Source organism: Rahnella aceris (assembly GCF_011684115.1).
GTDB lineage: Bacteria > Pseudomonadota > Gammaproteobacteria > Enterobacterales > Enterobacteriaceae > Rahnella > Rahnella aceris.
In genome coordinates, this window is the sequence record NZ_JAADJV010000001.1 from 1 (window position 1) to 17,048 (window position 17,048).

General features: G+C 52.9%; 19 protein-coding genes, 1 tRNA gene and 1 rRNA gene. 20 read left to right on the forward strand and 1 reads right to left on the reverse strand.

Translation table 11 applies throughout. The features are described 5' to 3' along the window. The first annotated feature begins 141 nt into the window (after positions 1-141). The 20 genes from rrf (at position 142) to dkgB (ending at position 16,066) form a co-directional block, all read left to right on the forward strand. Positions 142-257, forward strand: a 5S ribosomal RNA gene (gene rrf / locus GW591_RS00005). Positions 258-360: 103 nt separating this feature from the next. Continuing rightward, positions 361-437: transfer RNA gene (locus tag GW591_RS00010), tRNA-Asp, on the forward strand. Positions 438-867: 430 nt separating this feature from the next. Next, positions 868-1,593 (forward strand): beta-ketoacyl synthase chain length factor, encoded by a 726-nt coding sequence (locus GW591_RS00015; RefSeq protein WP_166859915.1) that lies wholly within the window; start codon positions 868-870, stop codon positions 1,591-1,593. Beyond that, positions 1,593-2,405, forward strand: a complete 813-nt coding sequence (locus GW591_RS00020; protein WP_119261300.1) for a lysophospholipid acyltransferase family protein — start codon at positions 1,593-1,595, stop codon at positions 2,403-2,405. The genes GW591_RS00015 and GW591_RS00020 overlap by 1 nt, the downstream gene beginning before the upstream one ends. A 3-nt stretch (positions 2,406-2,408) precedes the next feature. After that, positions 2,409-2,666, forward strand: coding sequence for a phosphopantetheine-binding protein (locus GW591_RS00025; protein WP_013574228.1), 258 nt, complete (start codon positions 2,409-2,411; stop codon positions 2,664-2,666). Positions 2,667-2,676: 10 nt separating this feature from the next. Further along, the gene (locus GW591_RS00030) at positions 2,677-2,931 is read left to right on the forward strand and encodes an acyl carrier protein (protein ID WP_037036563.1); all 255 of its coding nucleotides are present in this window, start codon (positions 2,677-2,679) and stop codon (positions 2,929-2,931) included. A gap of 77 nt (positions 2,932-3,008) precedes the next feature. Next, on the forward strand, positions 3,009-3,542 hold the full coding sequence (locus GW591_RS00035) for a COG4648 family protein (RefSeq protein ID WP_191996164.1): 534 nt from the start codon (positions 3,009-3,011) through the stop codon (positions 3,540-3,542). Then, complete coding sequence (locus tag GW591_RS00040) at positions 3,509-4,888, forward strand: AMP-binding protein (protein WP_225444878.1); 1,380 nt, start codon at positions 3,509-3,511, stop codon at positions 4,886-4,888. The genes GW591_RS00035 and GW591_RS00040 overlap by 34 nt, the downstream gene beginning before the upstream one ends. Beyond that, positions 4,885-5,229, forward strand: coding sequence for a 3-hydroxyacyl-ACP dehydratase FabZ family protein (locus GW591_RS00045; protein ID WP_013574232.1), 345 nt, complete (start codon positions 4,885-4,887; stop codon positions 5,227-5,229). Before GW591_RS00040 ends, GW591_RS00045 begins: the two co-directional genes overlap by 4 nt. Beyond that, on the forward strand, positions 5,229-6,941 hold the full coding sequence (locus GW591_RS00050) for a glycosyltransferase family 2 protein (RefSeq protein WP_373689699.1): 1,713 nt from the start codon (positions 5,229-5,231) through the stop codon (positions 6,939-6,941). The genes GW591_RS00045 and GW591_RS00050 overlap by 1 nt, the downstream gene beginning before the upstream one ends. A gap of 1 nt (position 6,942) precedes the next feature. After that, entirely contained in the window at positions 6,943-7,386 is a 444-nt protein-coding gene (locus GW591_RS00055) for an acyl-CoA thioesterase (RefSeq protein ID WP_013574234.1), read from the forward strand. Continuing rightward, a complete protein-coding gene (locus tag GW591_RS00060; protein WP_013574235.1) occupies positions 7,383-7,988 on the forward strand; it encodes a LolA family protein in 606 nt (201 codons plus the stop codon). The genes GW591_RS00055 and GW591_RS00060 overlap by 4 nt, the downstream gene beginning before the upstream one ends. Then, a complete protein-coding gene (locus GW591_RS00065; protein WP_166859917.1) occupies positions 7,978-10,284 on the forward strand; it encodes an MMPL family transporter in 2,307 nt (768 codons plus the stop codon). The genes GW591_RS00060 and GW591_RS00065 overlap by 11 nt, the downstream gene beginning before the upstream one ends. After that, positions 10,281-10,856, forward strand: coding sequence for a DUF3261 domain-containing protein (locus GW591_RS00070; protein WP_119261303.1), 576 nt, complete (start codon positions 10,281-10,283; stop codon positions 10,854-10,856). Before GW591_RS00065 ends, GW591_RS00070 begins: the two co-directional genes overlap by 4 nt. 1 nt (position 10,857) lies before the next feature. After that, the gene (locus GW591_RS00075; RefSeq protein WP_112151337.1) at positions 10,858-12,030 is read left to right on the forward strand and encodes a beta-ketoacyl-[acyl-carrier-protein] synthase family protein; all 1,173 of its coding nucleotides are present in this window, start codon (positions 10,858-10,860) and stop codon (positions 12,028-12,030) included. Then, entirely contained in the window at positions 12,027-12,506 is a 480-nt protein-coding gene (locus GW591_RS00080; protein ID WP_013574239.1) for an ApeP family dehydratase, read from the forward strand. Before GW591_RS00075 ends, GW591_RS00080 begins: the two co-directional genes overlap by 4 nt. Continuing rightward, entirely contained in the window at positions 12,503-13,234 is a 732-nt protein-coding gene (locus GW591_RS00085) for a 3-ketoacyl-ACP reductase FabG2 (RefSeq protein ID WP_013574240.1), read from the forward strand. The genes GW591_RS00080 and GW591_RS00085 overlap by 4 nt, the downstream gene beginning before the upstream one ends. After that, positions 13,231-14,460, forward strand: coding sequence for a beta-ketoacyl-ACP synthase (locus GW591_RS00090; protein ID WP_112197228.1), 1,230 nt, complete (start codon positions 13,231-13,233; stop codon positions 14,458-14,460). The genes GW591_RS00085 and GW591_RS00090 overlap by 4 nt, the downstream gene beginning before the upstream one ends. A gap of 2 nt (positions 14,461-14,462) precedes the next feature. Then, positions 14,463-15,149 carry a 4'-phosphopantetheinyl transferase superfamily protein gene (locus GW591_RS00095; RefSeq protein ID WP_153374779.1) on the forward strand — a complete coding sequence of 229 codons (687 nt, stop codon included), beginning with the start codon at positions 14,463-14,465 and terminating at the stop codon, positions 15,147-15,149. Between the two features lie 113 nt (positions 15,150-15,262). After that, positions 15,263-16,066: a 2,5-didehydrogluconate reductase DkgB gene (gene dkgB / locus GW591_RS00100; protein ID WP_166859919.1), complete on the forward strand. Its 804-nt coding sequence runs from the start codon at positions 15,263-15,265 to the stop codon at positions 16,064-16,066. Positions 16,067-16,106: 40 nt separating this feature from the next. Here dkgB and yafC read toward each other — a convergent pair whose 3' ends face one another. After that, the gene (yafC, locus tag GW591_RS00105; protein WP_013574244.1) at positions 16,107-17,003 is read right to left on the reverse strand and encodes a DNA-binding transcriptional regulator YafC; all 897 of its coding nucleotides are present in this window, start codon (positions 17,001-17,003) and stop codon (positions 16,107-16,109) included. Between the last annotated feature and the right edge of the window lie 45 nt (positions 17,004-17,048).

A 17,048-nucleotide genomic window follows, 5' to 3' on the forward strand; every position in this document is an offset into this window, starting at 1 on the left:
GTACTAATGACCCGAGAGGCTTAACCTTACAACACCAAAGGTGTTTTTAGAGACTTGAAGTAGATTTTCAGCTGAAGTTCCGAGATTGGTTCGTAGTGCAAGCCTGATGTAGGGTGAGCGGTATGGATGAAACAGAATTTGCCTGGCGGCATTAGCGCGGTGGTCCCACCTGACCCCATGCCGAACTCAGAAGTGAAACGCCGTAGCGCCGATGGTAGTGTGGGGTCTCCCCATGCGAGAGTAGGGAACTGCCAGGCATCAATTTTTTATAATAAAGAACGTGTTCCTTTTCCCCTGACAAGGAAAATAACAGGAACAAACAGGTATCAGACGATTGCTGATACGTGTGAAAGAACCGGTGGAGCGGTAGTTCAGTTGGTTAGAATACCTGCCTGTCACGCAGGGGGTCGCGGGTTCGAGCCCCGTCCGTTCCGCCAATTATTGCATAGTCCCTGAATCGAAAGATTCAGGGACTTTTTGCATTTATTTTCCAGTGAAAATGCAAACCAGACTCCTTTCTTTCTCTGATATATTTTATTATCTCACAGGCTCACGTTTATCTCATCGGCGTTTCTTACAGGATTTAATTCTGAGGAGTTAACTGATATTAAACTATTATCTTTAACTAAATAGAATGGCTATCAGTTTGGATTCATCAAAGAATAAGTATATTCAGACATCCAGGGAATACTTTGTATCAAATTGAAAAATTTGTGTGTTCAGATAAACCTGCAAAGTACTAATAAAGCTCATAATAAATGAGTACTAAAATTCTTAATCCAGTTCAATAAGTTGTCAGATTACAGATGCAAGTTCCAATAAAATACCATAAAGTCTCAATTTGGAATAATCACAAAGATCATCATTATGAAATTCTCATTGGATATACTGGACTGGCGGGCAGTGGCTCCGGAAGTCGATAGTTGTGAGCACTGGATCCAATGGGCTCAGTGCTCAGATATAAATACATTTTCCGGTGAGAACCCCAAAAGCCAGCAAATTCCAATGATGTCAGCACGTCGAATGAGTACCGGCAGTCGTTTTGCTGTTGATGCCGGGCTTGCATTGCTCGCCAATAACAACGTAGATGCGGCAATTTTTACCAGCCGCCATGGTGAGCTGGAGAATACAGGGCGCATTTTGCATTCTCTGGCAGAGGAAGACGCTTTATCTCCGACTGAATTCTCCATGTCAGTACATAATACCGCAGCAGGTTGGCTTACCATTATTAGCAAAAATCCGTTGCCGGTAACCTCATTAGCAGCCGGAAAGGACAGTTTTCAGCAAGGAATACTGGAAGCTCAGTCGATGCTGGCAACCGGTGCTTCCTGCGTCATGCTGGTCGATTTTGATGGTGAAATCCCCGATATATATAACGAATCGGTAAATTCTGAGTTTCTACCTTACGCTGTAGCAATAATATTAACTTCTGGCGATAGTTTGCAGTGCCAGCGTATTTCATTGCCGGGTGAGGATCTGAATTCAGAAATTCCGCAGAGTCTGCAATTTCTGCGAGGTTATCTTTCTTCCTCTCCTTTATTCAATGTCAGTGCAGATAGCCGCCATAGCTGGCAATGGGTTCGGGATTTGTGATGAGAGAAACGCTAGTACCCGAAGAAAAGTCTTCTCTGGTAAATCGCATCTGGCGATGGCTGGCAACTGGATTCTTTTTCGCACTTTTCGGAATTGGCGGGCTGTTGCTTTCTATTATCTGGTTTAATCTGTTGCGACTGATCATCCGGCAACCCGACAGATTGCACCGAATGACGCTAAACAGCATCCGTAATAGTTTTAGGTTTTTTCTGGGTGGATTACGGAGGGTGGGAGTGATGGATTACCGGTTTACCGGTGATGAGAAGTTTCAGCAAGATACCGGGTGTCTGATCGTGGCGAATCATCCCAGCCTTCTTGATTATGTGATCCTGGCATCCCGGATGCCGCGTTGTGACTGCATCGTCAAACAGGCTTTGTTGCAAAACCCATTCTTAAGCGGAGTGATAAAAGCGGCGGGCTACCTGATTAACTCTGGGTCTGACGCTCTGTTGCAGGCCTGTGAAACCCGGTTGCAAGCAGGCGGTACGCTGTTAATTTTTCCGGAAGGAACGCGCTCCTTACCTGAGAAACCGATGACGCTGCAGCGTGGTGCCGCTAACATTGCTCTGAGGGCGGGGTGTGATGTCAGGATTGTCCATATTTCATGTCAGCCACCCATGCTGACAAAAAATGGGAAGTGGTACGAAATTCCCCGTGTAAAACCTCAGTTTGTGATTACCGTTGCCGATAAGGTAAAGGCTGAAGACTTTTTAGATGAAAGCGATCTTTCACCTGCTCTGGCTGCACGGCGTCTGACGCAGTATTTGTGCACTGAGTTGATGCGCAGCAATATGCAAAATAACGAGAATTAAGTCATGGATTCATTAAGTAACGACATAAAAGCACTTATCATTGAGACGCTGAATCTGGAAGGAATGACGCCAGATGAGATAGAGACGCAGGCCCCACTTTTTGGTGACGGATTAGGGCTGGATTCTATTGATGCCCTTGAGCTTGGTCTGGCATTAAAGAAGCAATACGGTGTGATCCTTTCGGCGGAAAGTCAGGAAATGCGCGAGCACTTTTATTCTGTTGAAAGTTTGGCCAGATTTATATCAGTACAGCGTGGTTAAAGAGATTCCTATGCAGAAGCAAGAAATTTACCAGCAGATTAGCGCGTTATTAGTCAAGCTATTTGAAATCGATGAAGATGATATCCGCCCGGATGCAAAACTCTATGAGGATTTGGAATTAGACAGCATTGATGCTGTTGATCTGGTGGTTCATTTGCAGAAAATCACTGGCAGAAAAATTAAGCCTGAAATGTTTAAATCTGTTCGCACCGTTCAGGATGTTGTTGATGCCATAGATGAATTACTTAATTCCCCGGCGCCATAGTATGTGTGGGTATCTTTTTTGTGGATAAAACCCGGCGCTTCTCATTTTCTCAGGTTGCGAAGATTGCCCGCTGGGCGATGCCGGTGGCGGTTATTGTCTATCCGCTAGCCGTATGGTGCGGTTTAAAAAGTTGGGGAATTAGCGTTCTGGCACCTGTGCTGATTGCTGTCTTTATTCTGCGATTACTGACTTTTCGCGGAAAATTATCCCAGTTAACTTTTTTTGGAAAAGCGATTGCGGCCTCAGGGATTGTGCTGGTCGCCAGCAGCCTTTTATTACGCGAAACCTCTATGCTGTTGTATTACCCGGTCGCGGTAAATGCTTTATTACTGGGGGTATTTTTCAGTTCCTTATACGCCCGGCAATCTTTGGTTGAACGTCTTGCGCGACTGAATGAACCCGATTTACCGCCCGAAGGTGTTGTTTATACACGCCGTGTCACCCAGGTCTGGTGCATTTTTTTTCTGTGGAATGGATCATTTGCTTTATATACCTGCCTGAAAGGCGATATGGCCCTATGGGCTCTTTACAACGGCGGGATCAGTTATCTGCTGATTGGCTTAATAATGGGTATTGAATGGATAGTCAGAAAGCGTCTGCGCCAGCCATGACGCTGCCAATGTGCAAATGGCTAAGCACGGAAAGAGCAGATGATTATCTGGTTGCCTGGAGCGAAAGCCGGGAATGGCGTCAGTGTGATTTCCGCCAGGACGTATTATCTCTGCTGACTCATATCAGCGCGACATCGCATACCCGCTGGGCATTGTGTTTTGAAGATAACTATTCATTTGCCGTGGCGCTGCTGGCAGTGCTTTACAGCGGTAACACGCCGGTTTTACCTGGACATTTTCGCCCGGCCGTTCTGGCTGAACAACGCGATGAATTTGATGCGTTAATAACCGATCTTGATTTGACGATTGATTGCCCTGTTCTGCGTTTGCCTTGCTCAGTGGATCAGCCATTGACTGTTTTACCCAACTGGCCAGAAAATCCCGCGCTTCACTTATTTACCTCCGGTTCGACCGGTAAACCGCAAAAAATAATCAAACCAATTACCTGTCTTGAACTGGAGAGCCAGTGGCTTTCAGCGCGATGGGGCGATCAATTCGCAGATGCACACTTTGTTGCCACCGTGGCGCCTCATCATATGTACGGCCTGAGTTTTGCTTTTATGTTGCCGCTGTCGCTTGGCCGGCCTTTTGCGACGAAAAGTGTGGAGTATCACGAACAGTTGCAGTCACTTGCCAGTAAAAATACTTTGGTGCTGACCAGCAGTCCGGCTTTTCTTAAACGCCTTGATCCGGCTTTGGAGCCAACCCACTGCCGGCATGTCTTTTCTGCCGGAGGCCCGCTAAGTAATGAGGCCGCCTTGCTGGTAGAAAATGTCTGTGGTTGTCTGCCGACAGAAATCTATGGCACCAGCGAAAGCGGCATTATTGCTTTTCGTACGCAACATCAGCCAGACGAAGCCTGGACGCTTTTTGAAAATATCCGATTCTCTTCCTGTGCTGATGGCAATATTTCCCTGATTTCTCCGCTGATCCCGCAGCCGGAAGGCATGATCCTCAGTGATAAAATCCAGCTATTGCCCGCCGGACAACGCCAGTTTGTTCTTTTAGGCCGTAAGGATCGGATCGTTAAGATTGCAGAGCAGCGGATCTCACTGACTGAAATTGAGCAGCGTTTGTGTGCGTTGGATCTTTTAAGCGACGCCAGCGTGCTGACACTCGAAAAACAGGGGCGGCTTTATATCGCAGCCGTACTGGTATTAAGTCACGGTGGAGAGCTGTTATTACAGGCGCAGGGGCAGGCCGCGCTGCTTGGGCAGATTCGCCTGACGCTGCACCAGTGGTTATCGCCGGTCTCTGTGCCGCGATACTGGCGTCTGGCGTCTGCCATTCCTCTTAACCAGCAAGGCAAACGCGCGACTGCTGAATTACAGGAACTGTTCTTATGATTTTGCCGCAAGTGCTGAACCAGCAACTCGTCAGCGACACCCGTCTGCTTCTCACGTTCCGGTTGTCTGCGGATTTATTCTGGTTTAAAGGCCATTTCCCGTCGTCTCCGATTTTGCCTGGCGTGACACAGGTGAACTGGGCCATGGGCTACGCCGAAGAACTTCTGGGGCTGGATAAAGCGTTTTCCGGCATGGAAGTGGTGAAATTCCAGCGACCACTTTTGCCTGAAGAAACCGTAGATTTGCACATCGACTGGCTGAAAGAAAAAAACCGGCTGGTATTCCGGTACAGCGTAGGTGATGCCGTCGCCAGCAGTGGAAAAATTACCTTATGTCCATAATGCTGTCAGTTTCTTTTTCTCCCTGCCTGATTATTCCCTGCTACAACCACGGGCCGATGATGGCCGGTGTACTGGAGAGTCTCCGCCCATTCGGTTTGCCCTGCATTGTGGTGGATGATGGCAGCGACGTGCAGACAGCAGAAGAGTTGCAACGCCTGGCCAGTGTGACGCCGTGGATGAGCCTGACGCGATTAACTGTAAATCAGGGGAAAGGTGGGGCTGTGATGGCGGCCCTGCGGCTGGCCGTTGAAAAAGGCTTTACGCACGCCTTACAGGTGGATGCCGACGGTCAGCATCAGCTTTCAGATGTTCCCGCGATGCTGTCTGAAGCCAGAAGTCATCCGGATTGTCTGATCTCCGGGCAGCCGGTTTACGATGACAGCGTGCCGAAATCGCGCCTGTATGGCCGCTATATCACCCATTTCTGGGTCTGGATTGAAACCCTGTCATTCTCAATCAAAGACAGTATGTGTGGATTTCGCGTGTATCCTCTCAAACCTTGTCTGCAACTGATGGCGGAAAAAACACTGGGTTTACGGATGGATTTCGATACGGAAATCATGGTGCGCCTTTACTGGCAGGGCACGCGCAGCCGTTTCCTGCCCACGCGGGTGACCTATCCCGAAGATGGCCTCTCGCATTTTGATGCAGTGAAGGACAATCTGCAGATTTCCTGGATGCACACGCGGCTGTTTTTTGGCATGTTGCCGCGTATTCCTTATTTGCTGCGTCAGCGAAGAAAATGTCCCCGGCACTGGTCTGCTACACAGGAACGCAAAGGATTGTGGGGTATTCGCCTGATGCTGGCGGTTTACCGGACACTGGGATATCAGGCTTTTCGTCTGCTGCTTTATCCGGTCATCACCTATTTTTGGCTTACCGGCCGCAAACAGCGCAATGCCTCTGCCAGCTGGCTGGAACGTGTCCGCGTAACGGCCGCACATCGCAATATTTCCCTGCCTTATCCGCTGAGCACTTTCCGGCATTTCATGCGGTTTGGTGAATCTATGCTGAGTAAACTGGCGAGCTGGCAGGGCGATAAAACCCTGACCGATGCGGTACTGGTCAATCCCGAAATTTGCGAATCGCATATTGCCTCGGGGCGTGGCACGGTGATCCTCGCCTCGCATTTAGGCGATATCGAATCCTGCCGCGCGATTGGCGCGCTCAATCACCGCATTACCGTTAATGCGCTGGTATTTACCGAACATGCCGAGCGGTTCAATCAGGTAATGAAAGAGATTAACCCGCAGGCCGTGGTTAACCTTATCCAGGTGAACAAGATGGGGCCGGAGACCGCCATTTTATTGCAGGAAAAACTGGATGCCGGTGAGTGGGTGGCGATTGTCGGCGACCGGACATCTGCCAGTCCTCATCAGCGTGGAGAGCATGCCCGCGTGATTTACAGCGAGTTTCTGGGTGAACCCGCCGCATTCCCGCAGGGGCCCTTTATTCTGGCTGCAGCGCTACGCGCGCCCGTCATGCTGATGTTTGGCATCATGCAGCGACAGCGTCTGCATATTTACTGCGAATCTTTTGCGGATCCTCTGATCCTGCCGCGTGCCAGCCGCCTGTCTGCGTTACAGTCTGCCGTCGATCACTATGCCGCACGACTTGAGCATTACAGCCTGCTGGCGCCTCACGACTGGTTCAATTTTTATGATTTCTGGCAACATCCGACGGATGTTGCCCCTGACAGGAAACCTGACTGATATGACTTCCAAACTTGATCCGCGTTTTAACGATCCGCGATTTTCTACCCGCGTTGAAATCACGGTTCCTTTCCACGACGCAGATGCAATGGGCGTGGTCTGGCATGGCAACTATTTCCGTTATCTGGAAGTCGCGCGCGAGCAGTTACTCAAGCAATTTGATTACGGTTATCGTCAGATGCAAGCGTCAGGTTATGTCTGGCCGATTGTTGATACCCGCGTGAAATATATCGCGCCGCTGCTCTTTGAACAGCGTATTGCCGTTCATGCGCAGCTTGAGGAAATCGAAAACCGTTTGCGCATCGGCTATCAGATTTACGACATCGAAACCGGTAAACGCACAACGACAGGTTACACGTTACAGGTCGCGGTAGACGCTGCCACCAAAGAAATGTGTTTTGTCTCGCCGCAGGTTCTTTTTGATAAAACAGGAGTCAGCCTGTGAAAGCCTTTTTGCTATTTGTACTGACGGTTTTCAGCGTAACGGCAAACGCTGTTACGCTGGAAGAATTACAACAGCGTTTCAGTCAGGTGCCGGTACTCCGTGCTGAATTTGCGCAGCAAAGAACCATCAGCGGGATGGCGCAACCGCTCAATTCCAGCGGAAATCTGCTGATTGCCCGGCAACAAGGGCTGTGGTGGCAGCAGGAAAAACCGTTCAGCCTGACATTATTACTGACTGAAAACCGCATGGTGCAAATCATGGCGGGGCAGCAGCCACAGGTGGTCACGGCGGAGACGAATCCGCAAATGTTCCAGTTTAATTCCTTGCTCAGCGCGCTGTTCCACGCAGACCGCAAGGTGCTGGAAGAGAATTTTTCGCTTGATTTTACCGATCACGGTAAAGGCGCCTGGACGCTGATTCTTACGCCGAAGGTCTCGCCGCTAAACCGTCTGTTCCGCAGTATTACGCTCAATGGCGAAACCTTTCTGAACAATATCGATATTAATGACATGCAGGGCGACGCCACGCATATTCGTTTCTTCAATCAGAAAACGACGCCTGCCATGCTGACTGACGCAGAGAAACGCCATTTTGCATCCTGACCTTCATCGAAAACTGGCGCAAAGCTGGCTGCTGATTATCGTGCTACTGGTCGCAGCGTTGTTCTGGTTACTGCCACGCAGCCAGATTAACAGCAGCGTTCTGGCGCTGTTGCCGCAGCAGCAGGAAACGGATATTCCGCAGGCTTTTTCTGACGGCTTTACTCAGCGTCTGGATCGCCAGCTTATGTGGCTGGTCAGCCCGCCGCCGGGAGCGGGTATTCAGCCCGCTGCTGAGTGGCTGAAGCATTTGCAGGCGCTGCCTGAACTGAGTCAGGTACAGGGCCCGATGGACGCACAGCGTCAGCAGGAGTGGGGCACTTTCTTCTTCAAACATCGCAATGCGTTGCTCGATGACGCCACACGCCAGCGTCTGAAATCGGGCGCTGATGCGCAAAGTCAGTGGATCCTCGGCCAGATCTATTCGGCATTTTCAGGCGTCAGTGGCAAAGAGCTGGCAAACGATCCGTTATTGCTGGTTCGTGCCTCGCAGATGGCGCAACAGCAGAGCAGCGGCGGTATGACGCTGGATCAGGGCTGGCTGATGGTCCGTGATAAAAAGGGGCGTAGCTGGTACATGGTGCATGGCGAGCTGAAGGCGTCTTCTTATGACATCACGTCGGCTAAACAAACCGTAGCGGCTCTTGGTGCGGTGAAAGAAGCTTTTGAGGCGCGCTGGCCGGGTGCAAAAGTGCTTGAGCGTGGCACGATTTTCTACAGCAATTATGCCAGCCAGCAGGCTGAGCACGATCTTTCCACGATTGGTGCGGCGTCAGTAACTGGCGTGTTTGTGCTGATTTTACTGATGTTTCGTTCGGTCCTGCCGATGCTGCTCAGCTTACTGTCAATCGCCATCGGCGCGCTGTCAGGCACGGTGTTTACCCTGTGGGTATTTGGTGAAATCCACGTGATGACATTGGTGCTGAGCACCAGCATTGTTGGTATTTCTGCCGATTACACGCTGTATTTCCTGACCGAACGGCGGGTGCATGGCGATTCCAGCACACCGCTGGAAAGTCTGAAAAAACTGTTCCCTGCGTTATCGGTGGCGCTGCTGACCACGGTGTTGGCCTATCTGATGTTGCTGATTGCGCCATTCCCCGGCTTGCGGCAGCTGGCAGTGTTTGCCGCCGCCGGGCTGAGTGCGGCCTGCATCACCGTGATGTGCTGGTATCCGTATTTGTCCAGGCGTTTGCCGACAGGGCCAGCGCCGGGGCTGACGCTGATCATGCGCTGGTTACTGGCCTGGCGTAGTCGCAAAGCTGTGCGCATTGGCCTGCCGTTACTGATTTTAGTGCTGGTGGTGGCAGGAATATCGCGGCTGAAAATCAATGATGACATTGCGGATTTGCAATCTCTTCCGGCTGGTTTGCAACTACAGGAACAGCAAATTGCCGCGCTGACCGGGCAGACGAACGATCAGAAATGGCTGGTGGTATACGGCGATAGCGCAGAGCAGACACTGCAACGTCTGGAAGCATTGCGGCCAAAGCTGGCGCAGGCCAAAGAGAAGGGGGTGATTGACGGATTCCGGGCGATCACTCTGCCTTCTCAGGCACAGCAGCAGCGGGATTTATCGCTGCTTCGCCAGCACGCACCGCAAATTATTGCGCAATTGCAGCAGGCGGGGATCCCGGTGGCGAAGCCGGATCTCAGTGCGCAGACGGTTGATGTGCCGGAATGGCGCAACAGCGTGGTCAGTGAGGGCTGGCGTTTGTTGTGGCTGTCCCTGCCGGACGGGCGCAGCGCCGCACTGATCCCGGTGAATGGCGTTCATGACAGCGCAGCCATGGCGGCGCTGGCGGCATCCATGCCGGGAACCGGCTGGATCGATCGTAAAACTGAATTCAGCGAACTGTTTTCGCAATACCGTGTTTATCTGACCTGGCTACTGGCGCTCGCCGTTGCAGTCATTGCGGTCACTTATCTCTGGCGTTTTCGTCTGCCACACGGGCTTGTTTGCCTGGTTCCGACCTTACTTTCCCTTGGGATGGGCGTCGCTGCGCTGGGCTTCAGTGGCCATAATCTTAATTTGTTCTCCCTGCTGGCGCTGATTCTGGTGCTGGGGATCGGCATCAATTACACCCTGTTTTTCACCAATCCACGCGGCACGCCGACGACATCCATGTTTGCCATTTTTATGGCTGCGGTCACCACGTTGCTGACGTTCGGTATGCTGGTGTTCAGTTCCACGCAGGCGATCAGCAGTTTTGGCATCGTGCTGAGCTTTGGCATATTAACGGCATTTCTGTTGTCGCCACTGACCTTGCCAGCTAAAAAAAGAGGACGCAAAAAATGACCCGGTTTATGCTGCCAGCGCTGACACTCCTGATTTTTATGCTTGGCGGGTGCGCGACAAATCCCCCTTCAGATACGCAGCCGCAAGCCTGGCTGAAACGCGGCGTGCAGGTGAAATTACCCGCGCCCACCCTGGATAAACCGGTCAGCCAGCAGCAGTTGCTGACGGCCACGGTGAAAGGTAAACAACAGTCTTTGCTGGTGCTGCTCAATGCAGATGGAAAGTCGTTACAGCTTGCCGGGCTTTCCCCTCTGGGGATCCGCCTGTTCAAAGTGGTCTACGATCAAACGGGGATCCACACCGAACAGGCCATGAAGATCGACGGTTTACCTCCAGCAAATCAAGTTCTGGCCGATATTATGTTGAGCTACTGGCCAGCGCAGCGCTGGCAGCCGCTGTTGCCGGCGGGCTGGAAACTGGACGATCAGCCGCTGCGCCGCACGTTACTGGATAACCAGGGCCATACGATCACCCGCATCGACTATCTGCCACAGGGCAGCGGACGTCAGCCGGTATCAATCACGCAGATGGCGTTTCACTACCAGATAACTATCCAGAATGTGGGTGACTAACATGATTTATTTTTCGGCCGTGGGCATGGTTAACGCGCTGGGAAACAGCAATGCGCAAATCGCTGCCAGCCTGACATCAGGTGCCGCGCCGGGAATGTCGTTGCAGGAAGGATGGCTGACGGAAGAACGGCCGGTCTGGCTCGGCGCGGTGACCGGCGAACTGCCCGCGATCCCCGGCTCTCTGTCAGCGCACCGCAGCCGCAACAACCAGTTGTTGCTGGCTGCGCTGGCACAGATTGAGTCTCAGGTTCACGCGGCTGTCAGCCGGTACGGTAAAGATCGTGTCGCGGTCATTATGGGCACCAGTACCTCGGGCATTGCCGAAGGCGAAGAGGCGGTGCGCCATCTGCACCGGCATGGGCAATTTCCGTCGGGCTATGATTATCAGCAACAGGAACTGGGCGATCCTTCACTTTTTATGGCGGAGTTGCTGGATCTCTGTGGCCCGGCTTACACATTATCAACAGCCTGCTCATCCAGCGCGCGAGCGATTATCAGCGGGAAACGCCTGATTGACGCCGGGCTGGCCGACGCGGCGCTGGTGGGTGGCGCTGACAGCCTGTGCCGGATGCCGGTGAACGGCTTCAACAGCCTGGAATCTTTCTCCCGCGGACGCTGTACGCCGTTCGGGCAAGATCGCGATGGCATCAATATCGGTGAAGCCTCGGCGTTGATCCTGCTGACCCGTGAGCCCGCAGACGTCGCATTACTGGGGGCTGGCGAATCATCCGATGCGTGGCATATGTCTGCACCGCATCCGGAAGGTCTCGGCGCGGAACGGGCAATCCGCATGGCACTGGCGCAGGCCGGGCTGAGTGCGGCAGACGTGGGTTACATCAACGCACACGGTACCGCCACACCGCTCAATGATCAGGCAGAAGCCGCTGTCATACACCGGCTGTTTGGCAGCCAGACGCCGTGCAGTTCGACCAAGCATCTCACTGGCCATACGCTGGGCGCGGCGGGTGCGACAGAAGCGGCGCTGGGCTGGCTGATCCTGACGCAAAATCTTAACCTGCCGCCACAGGATTTCAGCGTGATGCCCCGTGATACCCGTCTGGCGGCGATCCGGCTGGTGGAAAAAGGCGAAGCGCTGGTGAAACCCGTTATTCTCTCCAACTCGTTTGCCTTTGGCGGTAATAACGCCTGCATTGTGATCGGGAGGCCGTCATGAGTATGCTCAGCGCGGAGCATTATCTGCCGCATGAATCACCGATGGTTTTGCTGGATAAGGTACTTAGCGTCACAGAAGAGACCGCGCTGTGCAGCGTGGTGGTGTCCGAAAACAGCGTGCTGGCGCCGTTTCTCAATGTCCGTGGCGCGTTACCTGCGTGGTATGCCCTTGAGCTTATCGCGCAAACGGTCGGCGTCTGGAGCGGCTGGCACGGTGCACAAAGTGGCGAACCGCCTCAGGTTGGCATGTTGCTGGGCGGCAGGGCTTTGAAATGCAGCGTGCCGGAATTTGCGGCAGGCAGTGAATTATTCATCAGCGTCTCAATGGTGCTGCGCGATGAAAAACTCGCCAGCTTCGAAGGCGTGATCTGCATTAAACAAGAAAAAGACAACCTGCAGGTTGCAAAAGGACGGCTGAATACATACCAGCCAGACAAGGATGAACTTATTAAGTTAACTCAGGGGAAACAGGAATGATGCGTTCGGTATTAGTAACCGGTGCCAGCAAAGGGATCGGCAAAGCCATTGCCAGCCAGTTAGCCGGCGATGGTTTTTTGGTGGTCATTCACTACCACAGCGATAAAGCAGGGGCAGAAAGCACCCTGCAACAGATAACCGACAACGGCGGCAGCGGGCGAATTGTGCAGTTTGATATCAGCAACCGCCAGCAGTGCCGCGACGTTATTGAAGCCGATATTGAGGCGCATGGCGCGTACTACGGTGTGATCAATAATGCCGGGATTACCCGCGACGCGGCATTTCCGGCACTGACCGACGAAGACTGGGACGGCGTGATCCACACCAATCTCGACAGCTTCTACAATGTTTTACAGCCCTGCGTGATGCCGATGATTGGGCTGCGTCAGGGCGGGCGTATAATCGCGCTTTCCTCGGTTTCCGGTATTACGGGCAACCGCGGACAGGTCAACTACAGCGCGGCGAAAGCCGGAATTATCGGTGCCTGTAAAGCGCTGTCGCTGGAACTGGCGAAACGCAAAATCACTGTTAACTGTATTGCGCCGGGGCTGATCGACACTGGCATGCTGGATATGGAAAAAACGGCACTCGATGCCGCAATGGGTATGATCCCGCTCAAACGTATGGGCCGGGCAGAAGAAGTTGCCGGACTGGCAAGCTATCTGATGTCAGATATCGCCGGTTATGTGACCCGCCAAGTGATCTCCATCAACGGAGGCATGGTATGAGCCAGCGCGTAGTCATTACCGGTATGAAAGGCATAACGGCGTTCGGCAATCATTGGGACGAGATTTCCACCCGCCTGCAGCAGGGTAAAAACGCTGTCCGCCACATGGACGAATGGCTGATTTACCAGGGGCTGAATACGCATCTGGGTGCGCCGGTGGATGATTTTGTTATCCCGGCGCATTACACCCGCAAGCGCATCCGTTCGATGGGCCGCGTCTCCCTGCTGTCAACCCGTGCGGTTGAACTGGCGCTGGAGCAGGCCGGTTTACTGGAAGACCCGGTGCTGACTGACGGCGAAACCGGTATTGCCTTCGGATCATCCACTGGCAGCACGGGTCCGGTCAGCGAATTCGCTACCATGCTGACGGAAAAGCACACCAACAATATTACCGGTACGACTTACGTGCAGATGATGCCGCATACCACAGCGGTGAATGCAGGTTTGTTCTTTGGCCTGAAAGGGCGGGTGATCCCAACCTCCAGCGCCTGCACCTCGGGCAGCCAGGCGATCGGTTATGCCTATGAAGCCATCAGACACGGTTACCAGACGGTGATGGTGGCAGGCGGCGCGGAAGAACTTTGCCCGTCAGAAGCTGCTGTGTTTGACACGCTGTTCGCCACCAGCCAGCAAAATGAGCACCCTGAACTGTCGCCGCGTCCGTTTGATAAGCAGCGCGACGGACTGGTGATCGGCGAAGGTGCCGGGGCACTGATCCTCGAGTCACTGGAACATGCACAGGCGCGCGGTGCGAAAATTTACGCCGAGATCGTGGGTTTTGCCACTAACTGTGACGCGTCCCATATCACTCAGCCGCAGCAATCGACGATGCAGATTTGCATCGAAAAAGCGCTGAAAAATGCCGGTATACCTGCTTCTGAAATCGGTTATATCAGTGCACATGGCACGGCCACCGACCGCGGTGATATTGCCGAAAGCCACGCGACCGCTGCGGTGTTTGGCAATCAGACGCCAATCTCGTCACTGAAAAGCTACTTCGGTCATACACTCGGTGCCTGCGGTGCACTGGAAGCGTGGATGTCGCTGGAAATGATGCGCGAAGACCGGTTCGTGCCGACTATCAACCTGACGCAGCCGGATCCGCTTTGCGGCGAACTCGACTACGTAATGGGCGAATCACGTCATATTCAGACTGAATTTATCCAGTCGAATAACTTTGCATTCGGTGGAATTAATACCTCTTTAGTTTTCCGTCGCTGGCCGTAACGATGAATTTTGCGCGTGTCATTACTGCGTCGCTGGATGACAACTTTTCGTTGTCACGTTTGCCCGCAGAATGGCTCGAAAAAAGTGAAGGGATGAATCCTGCCCGCCGCCAGCAATGGTACGCGGGCAGGGCGCTTCTGGCCGAGGCCATGTCAGTTTTCAACGGCTGTGACAACTTACCCGTCCTGCAGATTTCCGCGCAGGGAAAACCGTCTTTTGCGGATGCTTCTCTGCCACATTTCTCCCTCAGCCACAGTAAAAATCATCTGCAACTGTTGTTATGTCCGGCGGGTGAAAGTGGCGGTGATGTGGAGCAAATCCGCCCGCGCCCACGTTATCTTGACGTGGCACGCGCAGCATTCAGTGATATCGAATGTCAGTGGCTGGTGGAACAGGCTTGCCCGCAAACGGCGTTCTGGCAGCTATGGTGTCTGCGTGAGGCGTGGCTGAAACAGCAGGGTGGCAGTGTGTGGCAGATGGACAGGCTTCGCCTGGATCCAGGCAATCAGCGGTTTACTTCACAATCTGCCGCTGAAAGCCGGTTATGGTGCGCTGCGGATGAGTCCGTGATGCGCGCGCTGGCGTTGCCTGCCGGTGTCTCTGACGTTGATGAATATCGGTTTGATGCCGCGTCAGGCGGTTTTATCTGGCAGGTTTCACGGCACTGGACCCGTTTTTCCCTTTCCTGATTATTGCGCTCACATCAAAAGTCTTCTGGCAAAGCGGTCGTTTTTATCCATGAATGCGCAGTCCATACTCTCTCCAAGATTTATCTTCCTGAAACATTAAAAGAGAGAACAGTATGAGTATTCCTGCATTCGGTCTGGGCACATTCCGCCTGAAAGATGACGTGGTCAAAGCGTCCGTAGCCACCGCCGTGGAACTGGGCTATCGCGCCATCGATACCGCACAAATTTATGACAACGAAGCGGCTGTCGGCGATGCACTGGCTGAAAGCGGTGTCTCGCGTGAAGAGTTTTACATCACCACCAAAATCTGGATTGAAAACCTTGCGGCTGACAAAGTCATCGACAGCCTGAAAGACAGTCTGCGCAAACTGAAAACCGATTATGTCGATCTGACGCTGATCCACTGGCCGTCACCGAATCAGGCCGTCAGCGTGGCAGAAACAATGCATGCGCTGGTTGAGGCGAAGAAAATGGGCCTGACCCGTGAAATTGGTATTTCCAACTTTACCGTTGCACTGATGCATGAAGCGATCGACGCGGTGGGCGCGGATCAGATTGCGACTAACCAGATTGAACTTTCACCGTTCCTGCAAAACCAGACCGTAGTCGATTTTGCCCGCCAGAACGGTATTGCCGTGACGTCTTACATGACGCTGGCTTACGGCGACGCGTTGAAAGATTCGACGATTATTGAGATTGCCGCCCGCCATAACGCAACACCTGCACAGATCGTTCTGGCCTGGGCATTGCAACTGGGTTACGCGGTGATCCCGTCATCGACCAAACGTGAAAACCTGCAAAGTAATCTGCTGGCGCAACAACTGACGCTGACAGATGCGGATATGCAGCAGATCGCTGCGCTTGAACGCAACGGGCGTCTGGTCAGCCCTGAAGGTCTGGCGCCTGCGTGGGATTGATCCACAACGCCTCCCCCTGCAAAGGGGGAGGCGCAGGCATTTAAGCTCTTCCAGCCCCAAGCTTCTCACTGAGAAAATCAATAAAACACCGGATACGTGTGCTGACGGTCTGATCGCTGTAATACACCGCGTGCAACGGCATGGCGATGCGCATAATGTCCGGCACCAGCAGTTTTACCAAATCACCCCGCGCCACATCTTCATCAGTCATAAAATCCGACAGACAGGCAATACCATTGCCCTGCAAACACAGCCTGCGCAGTGTTTCACCGCTTCCTGAACTGATAAATGGTGTGACCGTCAGTTGCTGACCGTCAGCGCACAGCAGCGGCCATTTATTCAGCGCAACCACTTCGTTAAAGCCCAGACAACGGTGTTTCAGTAAATCATCGGCGCTTTGCGGCGTTCCCCATTTTTTCAGGTAATCCGGCGAAGCCAGCACGCTGCGATAGCTCAGCATCAGTTTGCGCGCCCGCAGGCTGGAATCTTCCAGCTCACCGACGCGGATCGCCACATCCACTTTATGGTCGATCAGATTGATATTGCTCTCGGAGGAGAATAGTGCGAGCGACATCTTCGGGAAACGTTCAGTAAATTCGGCCACCAGCGGTGAAATGACATGCAAAATGACCGGGGTTGCGGCATCGATTCGCAACAGCCCCTGCGGATCGTCGCGGTTCTCCAGCAAATCATCTTCTGCAGCCGCCATCTCATGCAGGATTTTTTGTACCCGGACGAAATAGCGCTCGCCTTCGTGCGTCAGGCTGATCTGACGCGTGGTGCGGTTGAGCAGGGTGATCCCCAGCTTTTGTTCCAGACGTTTTAATGTCCGGCTGACCACTGAATTATCCTGACCCAGTTGTTCAGCGGCACGGCTGAAACTGCCACTTTCCACCACAGTCACAAACGTAATCAACTCTTCGGAACTGGCTCGCATTGTTGTTACTCCGGCATAAATAAATTGATACTTTGGTTATTTAAG

What these genes read in the sequence shown, in the direction of transcription:
- GW591_RS00015 (WP_166859915.1), top strand. Translation starts at nt 868, where the DNA reads ATGAAATTCTCATTGGATATACTGGACTGGCGGGCAGTGGCTCCGGAA.
- GW591_RS00020 (WP_119261300.1), top strand. Translation starts at nt 1,593, where the DNA reads ATGAGAGAAACGCTAGTACCCGAAGAAAAGTCTTCTCTGGTAAATCGC.
- GW591_RS00025 (WP_013574228.1), top strand. Translation starts at nt 2,409, where the DNA reads ATGGATTCATTAAGTAACGACATAAAAGCACTTATCATTGAGACGCTG.
- GW591_RS00030 (WP_037036563.1), top strand. Translation starts at nt 2,677, where the DNA reads ATGCAGAAGCAAGAAATTTACCAGCAGATTAGCGCGTTATTAGTCAAG.
- GW591_RS00035 (WP_191996164.1), top strand. Translation starts at nt 3,009, where the DNA reads ATGCCGGTGGCGGTTATTGTCTATCCGCTAGCCGTATGGTGCGGTTTA.
- GW591_RS00040 (WP_225444878.1), top strand. Translation starts at nt 3,509, where the DNA reads ATGGATAGTCAGAAAGCGTCTGCGCCAGCCATGACGCTGCCAATGTGC.
- GW591_RS00045 (WP_013574232.1), top strand. Translation starts at nt 4,885, where the DNA reads ATGATTTTGCCGCAAGTGCTGAACCAGCAACTCGTCAGCGACACCCGT.
- GW591_RS00050 (WP_373689699.1), top strand. Translation starts at nt 5,229, where the DNA reads ATGCTGTCAGTTTCTTTTTCTCCCTGCCTGATTATTCCCTGCTACAAC.
- GW591_RS00055 (WP_013574234.1), top strand. Translation starts at nt 6,943, where the DNA reads ATGACTTCCAAACTTGATCCGCGTTTTAACGATCCGCGATTTTCTACC.
- GW591_RS00070 (WP_119261303.1), top strand. Translation starts at nt 10,281, where the DNA reads ATGACCCGGTTTATGCTGCCAGCGCTGACACTCCTGATTTTTATGCTT.
- GW591_RS00075 (WP_112151337.1), top strand. Translation starts at nt 10,858, where the DNA reads ATGATTTATTTTTCGGCCGTGGGCATGGTTAACGCGCTGGGAAACAGC.
- GW591_RS00080 (WP_013574239.1), top strand. Translation starts at nt 12,027, where the DNA reads ATGAGTATGCTCAGCGCGGAGCATTATCTGCCGCATGAATCACCGATG.
- GW591_RS00085 (WP_013574240.1), top strand. Translation starts at nt 12,503, where the DNA reads ATGATGCGTTCGGTATTAGTAACCGGTGCCAGCAAAGGGATCGGCAAA.
- GW591_RS00090 (WP_112197228.1), top strand. Translation starts at nt 13,231, where the DNA reads ATGAGCCAGCGCGTAGTCATTACCGGTATGAAAGGCATAACGGCGTTC.
- GW591_RS00095 (WP_153374779.1), top strand. Translation starts at nt 14,463, where the DNA reads ATGAATTTTGCGCGTGTCATTACTGCGTCGCTGGATGACAACTTTTCG.
- dkgB (WP_166859919.1), top strand. Translation starts at nt 15,263, where the DNA reads ATGAGTATTCCTGCATTCGGTCTGGGCACATTCCGCCTGAAAGATGAC.
- yafC (WP_013574244.1), bottom strand. Translation starts at nt 17,003, where the DNA reads ATGCGAGCCAGTTCCGAAGAGTTGATTACGTTTGTGACTGTGGTGGAA.